General features: G+C 68.5%; 13 protein-coding genes. 1 reads left to right on the top strand and 12 read right to left on the bottom strand.

What is annotated here, in order from left to right; all coding sequences use genetic code 11:
* Positions 1 to 13 precede the first annotated feature (13 nt).
* The 9 genes from AC5P7X_RS06270 to AC5P7X_RS06230 form a co-directional block, all read right to left on the bottom strand.
* On the bottom strand, positions 14 to 727 hold the full coding sequence (locus AC5P7X_RS06270; RefSeq protein WP_171957382.1) for an energy transducer TonB family protein: 714 nt from the start codon (positions 725 to 727) through the stop codon (positions 14 to 16).
* A complete protein-coding gene (locus AC5P7X_RS06265; protein WP_495214627.1) occupies positions 720 to 1,520 on the bottom strand; it encodes a ChaN family lipoprotein in 801 nt (266 codons plus the stop codon). Before AC5P7X_RS06265 ends, AC5P7X_RS06270 begins: the two co-directional genes overlap by 8 nt.
* Positions 1,507 to 3,978: a TonB-dependent receptor gene (locus AC5P7X_RS06260; RefSeq protein ID WP_495214626.1), complete on the bottom strand. Its 2,472-nt coding sequence runs from the start codon at positions 3,976 to 3,978 to the stop codon at positions 1,507 to 1,509. Before AC5P7X_RS06260 ends, AC5P7X_RS06265 begins: the two co-directional genes overlap by 14 nt.
* Before the next feature lie 64 nt (positions 3,979 to 4,042).
* A complete protein-coding gene (locus AC5P7X_RS06255) occupies positions 4,043 to 4,969 on the bottom strand; it encodes a FecR family protein (RefSeq protein ID WP_253136476.1) in 927 nt (308 codons plus the stop codon).
* Positions 4,966 to 5,475, bottom strand: a complete 510-nt coding sequence (locus tag AC5P7X_RS06250; RefSeq protein WP_171957386.1) for an RNA polymerase sigma factor — start codon at positions 5,473 to 5,475, stop codon at positions 4,966 to 4,968. The genes AC5P7X_RS06255 and AC5P7X_RS06250 overlap by 4 nt, the downstream gene beginning before the upstream one ends.
* A 125-nt stretch (positions 5,476 to 5,600) precedes the next feature.
* Positions 5,601 to 6,107 (bottom strand): hypothetical protein, encoded by a 507-nt coding sequence (locus AC5P7X_RS06245; protein WP_329842491.1) that lies wholly within the window; start codon positions 6,105 to 6,107, stop codon positions 5,601 to 5,603.
* 108 nt (positions 6,108 to 6,215) lie between these two features.
* On the bottom strand, positions 6,216 to 6,440 hold the full coding sequence (locus AC5P7X_RS06240; RefSeq protein ID WP_005417095.1) for a hypothetical protein: 225 nt from the start codon (positions 6,438 to 6,440) through the stop codon (positions 6,216 to 6,218).
* Positions 6,437 to 7,138 carry a glutamine amidotransferase gene (locus AC5P7X_RS06235; RefSeq protein ID WP_253136474.1) on the bottom strand — a complete coding sequence of 234 codons (702 nt, stop codon included), beginning with the start codon at positions 7,136 to 7,138 and terminating at the stop codon, positions 6,437 to 6,439. Before AC5P7X_RS06235 ends, AC5P7X_RS06240 begins: the two co-directional genes overlap by 4 nt.
* Positions 7,135 to 7,908, bottom strand: a complete 774-nt coding sequence (locus tag AC5P7X_RS06230) for a YggS family pyridoxal phosphate-dependent enzyme (RefSeq protein ID WP_053499652.1) — start codon at positions 7,906 to 7,908, stop codon at positions 7,135 to 7,137. Before AC5P7X_RS06230 ends, AC5P7X_RS06235 begins: the two co-directional genes overlap by 4 nt.
* A 76-nt stretch (positions 7,909 to 7,984) precedes the next feature.
* On the opposite strand from AC5P7X_RS06230, the gene ptsJ reads away from it, so the two are divergent.
* On the top strand, positions 7,985 to 9,271 hold the full coding sequence (gene ptsJ / locus AC5P7X_RS06225; RefSeq protein ID WP_495214625.1) for a MocR-like B6 salvage transcription factor PtsJ: 1,287 nt from the start codon (positions 7,985 to 7,987) through the stop codon (positions 9,269 to 9,271).
* A 30-nt stretch (positions 9,272 to 9,301) separates the two neighbouring features.
* Here ptsJ and AC5P7X_RS06220 read toward each other — a convergent pair whose 3' ends face one another.
* The 3 genes from AC5P7X_RS06220 to AC5P7X_RS06210 all read right to left on the bottom strand — a co-directional run bounded on the left by AC5P7X_RS06220 (position 9,302) and on the right by AC5P7X_RS06210 (position 14,416).
* Positions 9,302 to 9,808, bottom strand: coding sequence for a hypothetical protein (locus AC5P7X_RS06220; RefSeq protein WP_053499649.1), 507 nt, complete (start codon positions 9,806 to 9,808; stop codon positions 9,302 to 9,304).
* An 81-nt stretch (positions 9,809 to 9,889) separates the two neighbouring features.
* On the bottom strand, positions 9,890 to 13,000 hold the full coding sequence (locus AC5P7X_RS06215) for an error-prone DNA polymerase (RefSeq protein ID WP_171955499.1): 3,111 nt from the start codon (positions 12,998 to 13,000) through the stop codon (positions 9,890 to 9,892).
* 6 nt (positions 13,001 to 13,006) lie between these two features.
* Positions 13,007 to 14,416 carry a Y-family DNA polymerase gene (locus AC5P7X_RS06210; RefSeq protein ID WP_495204819.1) on the bottom strand — a complete coding sequence of 470 codons (1,410 nt, stop codon included), beginning with the start codon at positions 14,414 to 14,416 and terminating at the stop codon, positions 13,007 to 13,009.

The following is a 14,416-nucleotide window of genomic DNA, read 5'->3' as shown; positions in this document are numbered from 1 at the left end:
AGTTCCACAACGCTTAGCGCAGGTAGTACTCCACCGGCACCACCAGTTCCTGTGGTGCCTTCAGTTCATCGGGAATGGGCGGCAGCGGCTGCGCGCGGCGGAAGGTCTGCAGTGCGGCGCCGTCAAGCATCGGCTGGCCACTGGACTGCTCCAACCGCAGGGCCAGCAGGCGTCCCTGGCGATCGATGCTGGCCCTGACCCAGGCAGTGCCCTGCTGGCGCCGTGAGCGGGCCGCAGCAGGGTAGTAGCGATAGCGCTCCAGCCGCGCCATCAGGCGGGCTTCCCACTGGTCGCTGGCGGCGCCGGCCTGGAAGTCCGCCGGTGGGGCGTCGGGAGCGGGCGGCGCGGCCGTGATCGATGCCGGTGCGGGACTTGCATCGGTCGCGGCCGCAGGCGGGGCGACCGGCAGGGCTTGCCGGCCAGCGCCACTGCGTTCGCTGGCGGCCACTTCGCCCTCGCGTGCGGCGGTGGGCTTCGGTGGAGGGGGCGACTTCGTGGGTTGGGATGCGCGCGCCTGCTGCGCCTGGCTGGGGGTGTCGGCCTGGCGTTCTTCCACTGGCTGCGGCGGCGTCGCCGGTGCCAGCAGGCGCAGGCTGATGCGCACGTCCTGCTCGGGCGGCGGCAGCAATGGCGGCGCGGCCACCCAGTGCACCAACAGCAGCAGTGGCAACAAGTGAAGCCCGATGCTGATGGCGATCGCCTGCCAGTGTTGGCTGCGTTCACTCATCGCCCAGCACCCACAGCAGATCGGCATCGACCGCATCGACGGTTTCATCGGGTGAAGCAAGTGCGATCACCAGTGCCGGTGCGTCCGGTGGCAGGTAGCCCGGCACGCCGGTGCCGCGCAGTACATGCCAGCGGCCTGCCAGCAGCAGCGCGGGTGCAGGGGCTGCAGTCAGTACCTGTGCCATGCGCGTGTCGCGGGCCTGTTGCACGGCCAGCATTCCTTCCAGCATCGGTGCTGCGTCTGCGTGCTGGGCCAGCACCACGGTCGACAGTCGTTGCCGGGCGGTGGGCATCGGGAACCGCACCGGCCCGTTGGAAGCGAGCAACGCATTGACCTCGGCACGCGACAGGTTGCCGCCGAGCAGGGGGATGCCGGCAGCGGTGGCGTCCTGTACCAGCCCGCCATAAGCCGCCCACGGCCAACGTGTATCCCAGCCCAGCAGCTCCTGCAGGCGCGTACCGTCGGCATGGTTGCCGTTGGCCAGCCAGCGCTGCACCCGCTGCAGGCGCGGCTGGCGTTCGCTGGCAATCATCTCCAGCACCAGCGCGCCTTGTGGACGCTGCTGCTGCAGCGTGTGCAGCAGCCAGCGCTGGGCGGCGTGGTCACCGGCCAGATCGTGGCGTTCGCCCAGCAGCAGTCGCGGGGCATTCGCTGCGCGCTTCACGAATGCGGCTTCGTCCAGGTGCTGGCCCGTGGCCAGGTCGATCACCGTGCCGGGCATCGGCTGCGCGCTGGCCATTGCGGCCAGCGCAAGCAGGCACAGCAGCCACCAGCGACGGCTAGAACGCCACATTGACGCCCATCGAGACGGTGCGGCCACGGCCGTTGCCGCGGTCCAGGATCGGGCTGAAGATGCTGTCGATCGAGGCATTGTTGTCATAGGCTTTGTTCTGCAGGTTTTCGATGTTCAGCCACAGGGTGGTGTTGGGCTGGGGCTTGAAGCTGGCGTAGAAGTCGAGGAGTACACCGGTACCACCGGTCTTGCGGGTCTGGAAGAAGTCGTAGCCTTCTTCGGTGGGCCCGGAGTATTCGGCGCGCAGGCCGGCCTGCACGCGCTGTTGCCACCAGCGGCCGCCTACGTCCAGCGTCCAGTAGCGGTCGGGCAGGGCGGTAATGTCTTCCAGGTTGACGAATTCGATGGCGGGCGCGCTGGTGTGCGAGCGGGTCCAGCTCAGCGTCGCGTGGTAGTGCGCGCTGGCGTAGTGCGCTTCCAGCTCGATACCGCGCATGCGCACCACGCCCGGGTGGTTCATCCAGCGCGTGGTGGTGCTGAAGTCGTCCACGTCCAGTGCGTCGGTCCAGGCAGTGAGCTGCGGATCGTTGTCGATCGGTACCACGGCTGGCTCCACTGCCGGCGGATGCACGATCAGCAGGTATTGTGGCTTGATGTAGTCGCGGATGCGGTTGTCGAAGCGGGTGACGCGCAGCTGCGCCAGGTCGCCGTCAACCAGCAGCGAGTCGGTGCTGAGGTTGGCGCCGAACTGCAGGTTGCGCGAGCGCTCACGGCGCAGGAACGGGTTGGCGCCGACGCCATCGGCATCGCTCATGCCTTCCAGCGGGATCTTCTCGAAGAACATCTCCTGCACGCGTGGCGGCCGCGAGGTGCGCGAGACTTCAGCGAAAAGTTGCAGCCAGTCGGTGGCCTGCCACGAAACCGCCAGGCTGGGGCTGAGCGCGTGCTGGGTGCGGCGCACGTCGATGCCGCCGCCATTGATCTCCGCGCACTGGCCGGGGACATCCGAGCACACCGGAACGTGGCCACGGATGCCATAGCGATCCTGGCGCAGGCCTGCAGTCAGCGCGTAGACGTCGTACTGCAGTTCCAGCGTGCTGAACACGCTGTCCAGCTGGCTGCGGCCCTGCGGGTTGGCGCCGCGCAGGGTGGGGGTGTCGGCTACATAGATGTCAGACTGGTGCTTGATGCCGGTGTTCCAGCGCGCCTGCAGCGCGCCGATATCGAAGCGGCTGGTGTTGTCGAGGGTCCAGCTGCTCAGGCTGCTGTGGGTGCGGCGACCAATGTAGCTGGAATCCTCCACGGGCGGATAGAACAGCCGGGTCTTGTTGCTGGCAAAGGTCGCGCGCAGGTCGATCCACGGCGAATAGGGCGTGTAGTGGTAGCTGGCGCGCTGGTTGCGTGCGGAAATCTGCCACGGGTAGTTGTGGTAGAAGTCGTTTTCGTAACGCATGTGGCTCAGGTCCAGCCGATGCTGGTCGCTCGGCTGCAGGCGTGCTTTCAGCAGCCAGCTGCTGGGCTGCTGGCTGCCCGGGTCGGCGGGGTTCTTCTGCCCCCGCGCGGTGGCGTATTCGCTGCTGCGGCTGCTGCTGGCAGCGGCGAGCAGGCCGAACTGGCGATCACCGCCGTCCTCGCTGTGGCGCCAGGCGCCGGCGAACGTGCGGCCATTGCCGTAGCCGTTGTTGCCGTGGCGGTAGCCTGCACGCAGGCCCCAGTCACGGTCTTCACCGAGCAGGTCACCGATATCCAGCGTGCGGAAATTGGCACTGCCGGCCAGCGTGCCTGCGCCATCACCACCGGAGACCGCGCCGCGTTGCACGTCCACGCCGGCCAGCAGGAACGGGTCGACGTAGGCGAACGGACCGCCGGAGCCATGGCCCGCGTTGTTGCGGAAGGTCTGGGTGACACCATCGATCATGGTGTTGACCCGCCCGGCGCCGGTCATGCCGCGGATGTTGACCTGCAGGCCGGGCTGGCTGCGCGAATGGAAGCTGTGGGTGCCGGGCATCGAGCGCAGCAGGCTGTTGCCATCCTGGCGCTCGGCCATTGCCACGCGTTCGCTGCCGACGGAGGGCGCGAAGCCATCGCCGGTGGCCGGTACATATTGGCTGGCGCCGGTACCCGGTGCCTGGCCGTGCGTGGTAGTGCCCTGTACGCGCAGCGGGCCGGTTCGACGGCTGCCGTCGGTGGGTTCGGCCGGCGCCGGTTCCAGCGTGGCACGGCGTGTGTCGATGAAGCGGGGGCGCAGGCCGCTGCCGACCAGCAGGCGCGACAGCGCCTGCGCATCATCGAACTGTCCGCGCAGCGCCGGTGCCGTCTGGCCACTCGGCAATGCGGCCCCGATCACCAGATCGACACCGGTCAGCCGGCTGTACGCATCCAGCGCGCTGGCCAGCGGTTGTGCAGGGAGATCGAAGTGGCGCGTGACGGTCTGCGCGTGCGCGCTGGCCGACACCAGTGGAAGCGGAATGGTGCAGGCCAGTGACAGGGCGAGGACAAGGGGGTGGTGAAACGGCATCGGGGGCTCCAGGGGCTGACGCGGCGCGTCGTCATCCTGGGTAGACGCAGCGGCAGGGCCGATGTCAGGGTGCATCGCGATGTCCCCTGCGTGGCGGCAGCCACACCTGCACGCCCGCACCCAGGCGCAGCACGCGCACACGCAGCTGTGTGGCCAGCTGGTCGCGGCTGCGCGCCGCGCCGTCGGCGCTGCCCAGCAGGGTGACCGGCTGCTGGCGCAGCTGTGCGCCGATGATCCAGGTGTGGCTGCCATGCCAGCGATCCAGGCCCTGGGTGACCTCGGCCAAGGGGGCGGAGACCCAGTGCAGGCGCCGCTCGCGCCAGGCCAGCGCACCGCGGCTGTCAGCCAGGCCGATGATCGGTGCCTGTCCATCGAAGCGCAGCTGCTGTCCTTCGATGGCCTGCTCACTGCGGGCGCCGCTGTCGACGCGGACGCGATGCTCGGTGACGGTGACCACGCTGTCGTTGTCCTGTACGGCAAGGTCGAAGGCCGTGCCGAGCGCGGTGACCGTGCCGTGCGTCGTATGCACCTGGAACGGGTGCTGCGCATCGGCGGCTACCTTGAACCAGGCCTGGCCGCGCTCCAGCTGCAGCTGTCGGCGCTGTGCATCGATGCGGACATGGACCTCGCTGCCGGGCGAGAGCAGCACGTGCGAGCCATCCGGCAGTACTTCTTCGCGGATCTCGCCTGCCGCCGTGCGCATCACCTGCGCGGCCGGTGGCGCGGCCTGGCGGGTATACAGGCCCAAGGCACAGAGCAGCAGCACGGCGGTGCCTGCGTCGCGCAGGCGTCGGCGCTGCAGTTTGCGCTGGTGCCGCTGCAGGCTGGGCGTCGCATCACCGGCCTGCCAGAGCGCCTGCAGGTGCTGGTACTGCGCGGCGTGGCGCGCATCGGCGTGGTACCACTGGTTGAACGCACGCTCGTCGCGGCCGCCGTCGTGGCCATCCAGCCACCAACGTGCGGCCTCGCGCGCGATCGCCTCCTGGCTCATGCGTCGGGGACCTGCTGCAGCGCGACCAGCGCACGCAGCAGATGGCCGTGCGCGGTCTGCCTGCTGATACCCAGCTGGCGGCCGATCTCGGCCAGTGCCATCTGCTCCACCCGTGCCAGCAGGAACACCTGGCGCGACCGGGGTGGCAAGGCGGCAATGACCGCGTCGAGGTGGCGCAGCTGCTCGCTGTCGAGCAGGCGCTGCTCCGGCAGGGGTAAAGGATCAGCGATGGCGAGCAGCTGCGCGTCATCCAGAGCGTCTTCGCGCCGGCGTTGGCGTTGCCGGTAGTGATCAGCGATCAGGTTGTGGGCGACGCGGTACAGGTAAGCGCGGCCATTGCTCAGCAGGCCACTGGCGGCGATTCTGACGACGCGCAGCCAGGTCTCCTGGACGACATCATCGGCGTCGCTGCGTTGCGGGAGTTTACGGCGGACATGGGCGTGCAGCGGCCGGTAGTGGGCCGCGCACAGCTGCGCGACATCCGTCGGTTCGACAGGCGTGGACACGGGGCGGGCGACAACTGGGAAAGGGAACAGCCCGCGGCGGCAAGGGCAGCGGCTACACCTTACAGCAAAAGAGAATCATTTGCATAAATGGACGCGAGGCGCGGCATGCGTGGCCGACTGCGAGGTCAGCGCGGACGAAAGTCGCAGTGGATCTGCAGGGCTTCGGTGGGGTTGTGATGCAGCTCGAAACCGCAGTGCTGGAGGCTGCGCTTCACCCGGGCGATCGCTTCGGCATGGCGGGCGGTGCGACGCTGCTGCCAGCGCGGCGGGGTGAACACGCCCAGGGGCAGCAGCCGCAGCCGCTTGCCGTGCAGTACCAGCGAGACATCGATATGACGGCCATCGATGTCGTGGCCGTTGGCACCGAAGATGGCGTCGACCTCATCATGGCGTTGCGGATAGCAGGCGCGGAACACCGCGATGCCGAGCCAACGCACGCCACGACGGAAGCTGCCAAGGCGGCTGTTTCTGGGTTCGAAGCCGCGCGTGACCAGCAGGCGGAGCCCGGCAGGCAGCAGTGCTTGTGCGTCGCACAGGCGTTGCAGTACCTCTTCTTCCAGTTGGATGCGGGTGGAGGGCCAGCGCGGTGCGATGAGCAGTCCGTGGTGGCTGCCGCGTTGCAGGGTCAGCATGGGTGAAGCTTCGCACGCGGGCGAACAGCCGGGGTAGTGCCGGCCGCTGGCCGGCAAATCTGTTGCCCGTCGGGTGCCGGCCAGCGGCCGGCACTACCGTGACGATCGTCAGAGGTCGCGGTACTGGATCTGCGAAGCCAGTACGCGCAGGCCATCGGCATTGCTGGACAGGATGCGCTCTTCGCCGATGCCTTTCTGCCGTTTCAGCTGGAAGCCCTGGTCTGCAGGCAGCTGTGCGGCGATGGCGTCCATGCGTTGCATGGCATCGGGGCCGCTGCAGTCGAAGTGGCCCCAGTAGGCGCCATCGCGGTGGATCTGCAATCGGTAGTTCATTGCGGTAGCTCCGGCAGGTCCTGCAGCCAATGGTCGAACATCGCGGTGGCGGCCGCGGCCAGTGGCGCGCCATAGCGACGCGCCTGCGTGCGCAGGTCGTTCGGATCGATGCCGGCCTGCGCCAGTTCCAGGGTGTGACCGATCAGCCAGCGCTCGAACTGGCGCGCGTCCAGCTCCGGATGGCATTGCAGTGCCAACGCATGGTTACCGATGGCAAAGGCCTGGTGGCGGCAGGCCGGCGTGCTGGCCAGGCGGCGTGCACCCGCTGGGAGTTCGAACGCCTCGCCATGCCAATGCAGTACCGGAATGCCCTGCAGGGCCTGCAGTGGCGAGCGCTGACCGTCATCGGTGAGCAGCAGTGGCGCAAAGCCGATCTCCTTGCCACCACTGGCGGCGACGTCGGCACCGAGTGCACGCGCCATCAGCTGCGCGCCCAGGCAGATGCCCAGCGTGGGCCGCTGCTGCTGCAAACGCCCTTGCAACAGCGCGATGCTATCGTTGAGGAACGGGTAAACATCAACATCGTTGACGCTGATCGGGCCACCCAGCACCACCAGCAGGTCAGCCGCTTCGGCCGGATCGAGTGCATCTACACCCGCCTGCAGCACCTGCAGCTGCCAGCTCTGGGCCAGCAGCAACGGTTGCAGGGTGCCAAGGTCCTCGAAGGCAACGTGTTGCAGGACAACCGCGTGCTTCATGCCGGGGCTCCATTGCTGGGCCAGTAGAAACTGTCCGGGGTGGCGCGTGCGCCGAAGATGGCCTGGCCGACACGGACCACGGTGGCGCCTTCCTCGATGGCCACTTCGAAGTCGCCGGACATGCCCATCGACAGCTGCGACAGGTCAATGCCGGGTGGGGCGGTACGCTGCAGCTGGTCGCGCAGTTCGCGCAGGCGCACGAAGCACGCGCGCACACGTTCGACTTCGGGAGTGAAGATGGCCAGAGTCATCAGGCCACGCACGCGTAGCCGGTCGAAGACTGGCAGCTGCTGCACGAATGCCTCGACGGCAGCGGGTTCCAGTCCGTACTTGCTGGGTTCGGCGGAGGTGTTGACCTGCACGAAAACATCCAGCGTGCGGTCTTCCAGCTGCAGGCGCTGCTGCAGCGCTTCGGCCACGCGCAGGCTGTCAAGCGCCTGGAACTCGCTGGCGAAGCGCGCCACGTAGCGCGCCTTGTTGGTCTGCAGATGCCCGATCACCGACCAGTGCACGCCCAGATCGGCCATCGTCTCGGCCTTGCGTTGCGCCTCCTGCACCTTGTTCTCGCCCAGCTCGCGGCAACCGGCGGCCACCGCCATGCGGATGCGGGCGTCATCGACGGTCTTGCTGACCGGCAGCAGGCGCACGCTGGCCGGGTCCCGGCCGACGCGGGCACACGCATCGGCGATGCGTTGGCGCACCGTGCCCAGGTTGGCGGCGATCTGTTCAACAGACTGGGCGACGGGCCAGTCGGCGGCGGCAAGGGGCATGCGGGCACCTCCAATGCAGGGCGGCCAGGGTGGGATACACTGGCACAGGACAAGACTTATTTTGGCATAGGACAAAATGAAAATCACCGGGCATAGCGCCGAGTCGATCTTCGACAGCATCCGCGATGGCATCGGCAAAGGCCGTCTGCCGGCCGGCAGCGTGCTGCCGCCGGTTCGCGATCTGGCCGATCAGCTGGGGGTCAATCGCAACACCGTGGCCGCCGCCTACAAGCGATTGGACGCGGCCGGCCTGGCCAGCACCGCAGGCCGGCGCGGCACGGTGGTGCGTGGCCTGCCGCCGATGCTGGCGCGCGAGGGCAGTACGCCGGGGTTGGCGCTTCAGGACCTGGCCGGTGGCAACCCGGATCCGCGCCTGTTGCCCAGCCTGCGCCTGACCGCGGCGGCACCGCGGTTGTATGGCGTGGGCACGGTCGACCCGAGGTTGCAGGCGTTGGCACGCGCCTCGCTGGATGCGGATTGCCCCGAGGGGTACGCGCTGGAGCTGACCCATGGCGCGGTCGATGGCATCGAGCGCCTGTTGGCGGCATGGCTGCTGCCGGGCGATCGCATCGCGGTGGAGGATCCATGCTTCCTCGGTAGCCTCAATGTGCTCAATGCCGTCGGCCATGCGCCGTTGCCGGTGACGATGGATGCGCATGGCATGCAGGTCGAATCGCTGCGACAGGCGCTGGAGGCTGGTGCACGCGCGGTGCTGTTGACACCACGGGCGCACAATCCGACCGGGGCCAGCCTGGATGCGAAGCGGGCACGGGCGTTGCGCCAGCTGCTGGCGGCCTATCCGCAGGTGGCGGTGCTGATCGATGACCACTACGCACTGCTCTCGCAGCAGGCCTACCACTCGGTACTGCCGCTGGATGGCCGGCGCTGGGCGCTGCTGCGTTCGCTGTCCAAGCCGCTCGGCCCCGACCTGCGCCTGGCCTGGCTGGCCTGTGATGACGAGACCGCGATGCGGTTGCGGTTGCGGTTGGCGTCCGGCATCGGTTGGGTCAGTCATCTGCTGCAGGATGCCGCCACTTCGGTGCTGGCATCGGCGCCGCAGCGGGCAAAGATCGCCTCGGCAGGCGAGCGGTACCAGCAGCGCCTGCAGTCGCTACAGGAACTGCTGCGCGTGCGTGGCGTGCCGACGCCGTTGCCGATGGAGGGATTGAACCTGTGGCTGCCGTTGCCGGCCGACAGCCATCCACAGGTGCTGGCGCTGGCTGCGCGCGGATGGCATGTGCGTGCTGGCGAAGTGTTTGCGGTGGCTGCACCAGCGCATGGCCTGCGCATCACCTGCGCGGCGCTGGGGGCGGCGCAGCTGCGGCAGCTGGCCGATGACCTGGCAGCGGTGTGTGGGGTATAGCGCCCAGCCATGCTCGACGCTGGAAGCAGATCAGGGCGCGGCGTTGGCGTTGGGGCGCACGTAGTAGGACTGGCCACTGTCATCGACGAACATCAGCTCCGGCTTGCCCTGCCAGGACGTGAGCATGGCGCCGGTATTGTTCTGGTGCTTGACCATCAGGCTGGCGCCACGGTCCGGATTGGCGACGACCTTGAAGACTTCGGTGGTGCCGGTGGCATCGTCCAGAGTGAGCAGGGCTTCGCCCCCGCGGTCGCTGGTGCCATAACCGCCGCGCTCGGAACCGTCGGGGCCAAGCAGGATCAGGCCGGACAGCGCGGTTGCACGCGGTCCCTGGGTGCGGCCCCTGCTGAGGGGGTCCGGCACCGGCGCACCGAGGATCAGCCGTGGTTGGCCAGTGCCATCGTGGATGACCAGGCCGCGCGCTTCGATGATCCGCTCAGGCGATTGGCTGCGATGCAGGCTCCAGGCGGTCCAGCCGGAAACGAGCAGGGCAAGGGTCGATATCACCAGGGTGGTCAGCAGCAGCACACGGGGCATCGGGTCGTCCTTCCTTGGATAGGCCGACGATAGCGGATGCCGGCGGGCAAAGGCCAGTTCGTTGTGTGACGATCTGTATCGTCAGTGGAAATCGCGGCTGTGGCTGCGCAGTCCCTGCAGCAGCTCATCCAGGCAGTGCATGCGCTGCACGATGACATGCTGCACGCCATCAACGCGCTCCAGGCGGCCATCGATCTGCATCAGCTGGGTGTCGACCAGCACCCGGTGCTGGCGGTCGGCCAGGTGGCGCCAGACCACGGCGTTGACCATCCCGGTCTCGTCTTCAAGGGTGAGGAAGGTAACGCCACTGGCGGTCTGCGGGCGCTGGCGCATGCGCACCAGTCCGGCGATGCGCACGCGGCGGCCATGGCCGTGCCCGGCCAGCTGCGCGGCATCCAGGCAGCCGCGGCTGCGCAGCTGCGCGCGCAGGAACGAGATCGGGTGGCGGCCGAGGGTGGTGCCGGTGCTGCGGTAGTCGGCCTGCATGTCCTCCCAGGCGCTGGGCAGTGGCAGGGGCACGCGGGCTTCGGCAGTGGCACGGGCCTGATCGAACAGCGGCAGCCGGTTCTCTACGCCCGAGATATCCCAGCGTGCACGATGGCGATGGCCACTGAGCCCGCGCAGTGCGCCAGCATCGGCCAGCAGGCCCTGCTGGCGGCGGTCCAGCGCGGTGCGCTGGCACAGGTCGCCGACGTCGTCGAACGGGCGCCGCGCGCGCTCGCGCATGATGGCCTGTACGGCATCTTCGTTGCAGCCGTCGATCAGACGCAGGCCCAGACGGATCGCCGCCGGCCCCCTGCTGAAGTCCAGCGTGCAGTCCCAGTCGCTGTGGCGTACGTCCACGGGAAGAACGGTAATGCCATGCCGCCGCGCGTCCTGCAGCAGCTGGTCAGGGCTGTAGAAACCCAGCGGCTGGCTGTTGATCAGGCTGGCAGTGAACGCGGCGGGATGATGGCACTTCAGCCAGCAGCTGGCATAGGTCAGCAGGGCGAAGCTGGCGGCATGACTTTCCGGGAAACCGTAATCGCCGAATCCCTTGATCTGCTCGAACAGGTGCTCGCCGTATTCGCGGCTGAAGTTGTTTCTCAGCATGCCGGCCAGCAGTTTCTCGCGATGTGGTTCCAGCCCGCCGCGGCGCTTCCAGGCCGCCATCGAACGGCGCAGGGCATCGGCCTCGCCCGGGGTGTAGCCGGCCGCATCCACCGCCAGCTGCATCACCTGCTCCTGGAACAGCGGCACGCCCAGGGTACGTGCGAACACGCGTTCCAGCTGCGGTGGGTAGAGCGGGTTGTCCGGGTCGTTCAACGCGTCCGGGCCTTGTTCGCGCAGGATCCGGCGCCGCTCCAGGTAGGGATGCACCATGTCGCCCTGGATCGGGCCGGGACGCACGATCGCCACTTCGATCACCAGATCGTAGAAGTTGCGTGGCTGCATGCGCGGCAGCATCGCCATCTGTGCGCGCGACTCGATCTGGAACACGCCGATGGTGTCGGCGGCGCTGATCATGTCGTAGGTGGGGGTGTCTTCGTCGGGGATCGCATCCATGCGCCCGCTGTGCAGGCCATGCTGTTTCAGCATCGCCAGGCATTTGCGGATGGCCGTGAGCATGCCCAATGCCAGGCAGTCGACCTTCATCAGGCCGGTGGCATCCAGGTCATCCTTGTCCCACTGGATGACGGTGCGGTCGGCCATCGCCGCGTTCTCCACCGGTACCAGGGTCGACAGTGGATGCTCGGAAATCACGAAACCGCCCGGGTGCTGCGACAGGTGGCGCGGAAAATCGATCAGCTCTGCGGTGAGTGCCAGCAGGCGCCGCATCAACGGCGTGTCCGGATCGAAGCCACGCTCGCGCAGGGTTTCCGGCAGCGGGATGTTGCCGCCCCAGTGGTCCATCGCCGCGCCCAGTTCGTTGACCTGGTCCATCGGCAGGCCCAGCGCGCGGGCCACGTCGCGGATCGCGCTGCGGCCACGGTAGCTGATCGCCACCGCGGTCAGTGCGGCGCGCTCGCGGCCGTAGCGCTTGAACACGTACTGCAGCACCTCCTCGCGCCGCTCGTGCTCGAAGTCGATGTCGATATCCGGTGGTTCGTCGCGCTCGGCGGAGATGAAGCGCTCGAACAGCAGGTTGCTGCGTGCCGGGTCGATCTCGGTCACGCCCAGCACGAAGCACACCGCTGAGTTGGCCGCTGAGCCACGGCCCTGGCAGAGGATGTCCTGGCTGCGCGCAAAGCGCACGATGTCCTGCACGGTGAGGAAGTAGGAGGCGTAGTTCTTCTGCTTGATCAGCGCCAGTTCGTGCTCGATCTGCGTGCGTTGCTTCGCTTCGATGCCGCCTTTCCAGCGCCACTGGATGCCGCGCTCGACCAGCACGCGCAGCCAGCTGTCCGGATCGTGTCCTTCGGGCACCAGCTCGCGCGGATAGGTGTACTGCAGCTGTTCCAGGGTGAAGTGGCAGCGCTCGGCGATGCGCAGGGTTTCAGCCAGCAGTTCGGGCGGATACAGCTGGGCCAGCGCGGTACGCGGGCGCAGGTGGCGCTCGCCATTGGGAAACAGGCGCCAGCCGGCCTCGGCCACGCTGCAGCGGTGGCGGATCGCGGTCAGCGTGTCCTGCAGGGCGCGGCGGCGTCGCACGTGCATGTGCACGTCGCCACTGGCGACCAGGGGCAGGCGGTGGCGTTCGCCGAAGGCCTGCAGCTGCTGCAGGCGGCGTGCGTCATCGTGTTCGCGGTGCAGTTCCACCGCCAGCCACAGCCGATCATTGAAGCCGGTGCGCAGCAGTTCCAGGTCGGTAGCGGCCGGTTGCCGGTCCAGCCATAGACAGAGCAGGCCGTTGGGCAGGCCGAGCAGGTCCTCGCGCAGGCAGAGGTACTCGCCCTTGGCAGCCCGCCGCCGGCAGGTCGTGATCAACTGGCAGAGCCCGGCATAGGCGGCCTGGTCGGTGCACAGCAGGGCCAGCTTCGGCCCGTCCTCGACCTGGAATTCGGCACCGACGATCAGCGCCACGCCATGCGCCTTCGCCGCTTGCCAGGCACGCACGATGCCGGCCAGCGAGCATTCGTCGGTGATCGCCAACGCGCGGTAGCCCTGGCCAGCGGCGCGCGCGAACAACTCTTCGGCGATCGAAGCACCGCGCTGGAAACTGAAGGCCGACAGGCAGTGCAGTTCGGCGTAGCCGGGCAGTTCGCTGCGCATGGCGGCTCAGCCGAACCAGCCGTGCAGCATCCACGGCGCATGCGGATCGTTGCGCGCGCGGAAGGCCCAGCCGCGCTGGCCATGCGCGGTTTCCACCACGTAGTAGTCGCGGCGCGCGTCAGCCTGGTCCCACCAGCCCGATTCGATCCGCTCCGGCCCGGCGATGATGCGCAGGCGCGGGTCACGCAGCGGCTGTGGGGTGTCCAGCAGCCAACCGGGGCGCAGTGGCCAGTATGCCGGCGGCCTGGCCGCTGGCTGGATGCCGCTGGCGCGTTCGGGGCGATGGTCGGCCTGCACCGCCAGCGGCTGCACGGCGTCATCGCCCAGCCGCGCGCGCAGGCGCTCGCGCAGCTGGTTCCAGGGCATCGCCTGTGCCGGCCGGGTGTCGAACAGGTCGCGTGCGGCCGGCACGAACGGTGGCAGCTGTTCGGCCTGCAGGCGCAGTGCGCGGCTGCCGGCCGGCAGGGCGAACGCTTCCATGCGGTTGCGCGCGATCTCGAACAGCAACGCGGGATCGCGTTCGGGCGCCAACAGGCCGATGGTCAGCACGCTGGCCGGCAACAGGTCATGCTCGAAATGCAGGTCGAAGCGCTGCACGCCGCCATCGCGCGAACACAGGAACGCGGCCAGGTCGAGCAGCAGGCGGCGCAGCGGGAACAGCAGGGCCTGGCTGGATTCGATCTCGTATTCGAATTCGATGCGCGCATCGAAACGGTCCGGTGGCTGGTAGTAGCGCAATGGCGCGGTGGGCAGCCCGCGCAATGCATCCAGCTGCTGCAGGACCTCGGGGGCGAAGCGCCGGGCCAGGCTGTCGCGCGGCAGCTTGAGCACCGCGCCCAACGTGCGCAGGCCGGAACGGCCAAGCACCGTCACCGCCTCGCTGGGCAGGCCGCAGCGCGCCAGGGGCAGCTGCGCCAGCGCCGCCGGCAGCTGCTGCGCATCAAGGCCGAGGCCATCGTGGACGTTGGCCAGCACGCGCGCGGCATGTGGGGTAGGCGCGGCCACCAGGCGGTGGCGGAAGCCGAGTTCGTGCAGTTCGTTGCGCAGGCGCTGCTGGATCGTCAGCCAGTCACCGAACAGGGCACGGCTGGCACCGATTTCCAGCACCAGTGCATGCGGAAAATCGAGGCTGACCTGCGAGCTGTAGGCATAGGCCCAGCTGGCCAGCAGCTGGCGGGTGTGCTGTTCGGCATTGGGGTCGTAATCGTGCAGGTGCAGGTCCTGCACCAATACCTGCGCAGCCGACAGCAGCATGCCCGGGCGCAACCCCGCGGCGCGTGCCGGCGGGCTGACTGCACGCACTACGCGTCGCTGCGCCGGCCCCTGCAGCAGCACCAAGGGCCGCTGCGGGTCGGGTTGCAGGCGCAGCACGCTGTCCAGCGCCAACTGCGGCAACAACAGGCAGGCCCAGTGCAT

It is taken from the genome of Stenotrophomonas sp. YJH_SMC_53 (assembly GCF_059369995.1).
This window is presented reverse-complemented; position numbering and strand designations above follow the sequence as displayed.

What these genes read in the sequence shown, in the direction of transcription:
- AC5P7X_RS06270 (WP_171957382.1), bottom strand. Translation starts at nt 727, where the DNA reads ATGAGTGAACGCAGCCAACACTGGCAGGCGATCGCCATCAGCATCGGG.
- AC5P7X_RS06265 (WP_495214627.1), bottom strand. Translation starts at nt 1,520, where the DNA reads ATGTGGCGTTCTAGCCGTCGCTGGTGGCTGCTGTGCCTGCTTGCGCTG.
- AC5P7X_RS06260 (WP_495214626.1), bottom strand. Translation starts at nt 3,978, where the DNA reads ATGCCGTTTCACCACCCCCTTGTCCTCGCCCTGTCACTGGCCTGCACC.
- AC5P7X_RS06255 (WP_253136476.1), bottom strand. Translation starts at nt 4,969, where the DNA reads ATGAGCCAGGAGGCGATCGCGCGCGAGGCCGCACGTTGGTGGCTGGAT.
- AC5P7X_RS06245 (WP_329842491.1), bottom strand. Translation starts at nt 6,107, where the DNA reads ATGCTGACCCTGCAACGCGGCAGCCACCACGGACTGCTCATCGCACCG.
- AC5P7X_RS06240 (WP_005417095.1), bottom strand. Translation starts at nt 6,440, where the DNA reads ATGAACTACCGATTGCAGATCCACCGCGATGGCGCCTACTGGGGCCAC.
- AC5P7X_RS06235 (WP_253136474.1), bottom strand. Translation starts at nt 7,138, where the DNA reads ATGAAGCACGCGGTTGTCCTGCAACACGTTGCCTTCGAGGACCTTGGC.
- AC5P7X_RS06230 (WP_053499652.1), bottom strand. Translation starts at nt 7,908, where the DNA reads ATGCCCCTTGCCGCCGCCGACTGGCCCGTCGCCCAGTCTGTTGAACAG.
- ptsJ (WP_495214625.1), top strand. Translation starts at nt 7,985, where the DNA reads ATGAAAATCACCGGGCATAGCGCCGAGTCGATCTTCGACAGCATCCGC.
- AC5P7X_RS06220 (WP_053499649.1), bottom strand. Translation starts at nt 9,808, where the DNA reads ATGCCCCGTGTGCTGCTGCTGACCACCCTGGTGATATCGACCCTTGCC.
- AC5P7X_RS06215 (WP_171955499.1), bottom strand. Translation starts at nt 13,000, where the DNA reads ATGCGCAGCGAACTGCCCGGCTACGCCGAACTGCACTGCCTGTCGGCC.
- AC5P7X_RS06210 (WP_495204819.1), bottom strand. Translation starts at nt 14,416, where the DNA reads ATGCACTGGGCCTGCCTGTTGTTGCCGCAGTTGGCGCTGGACAGCGTG.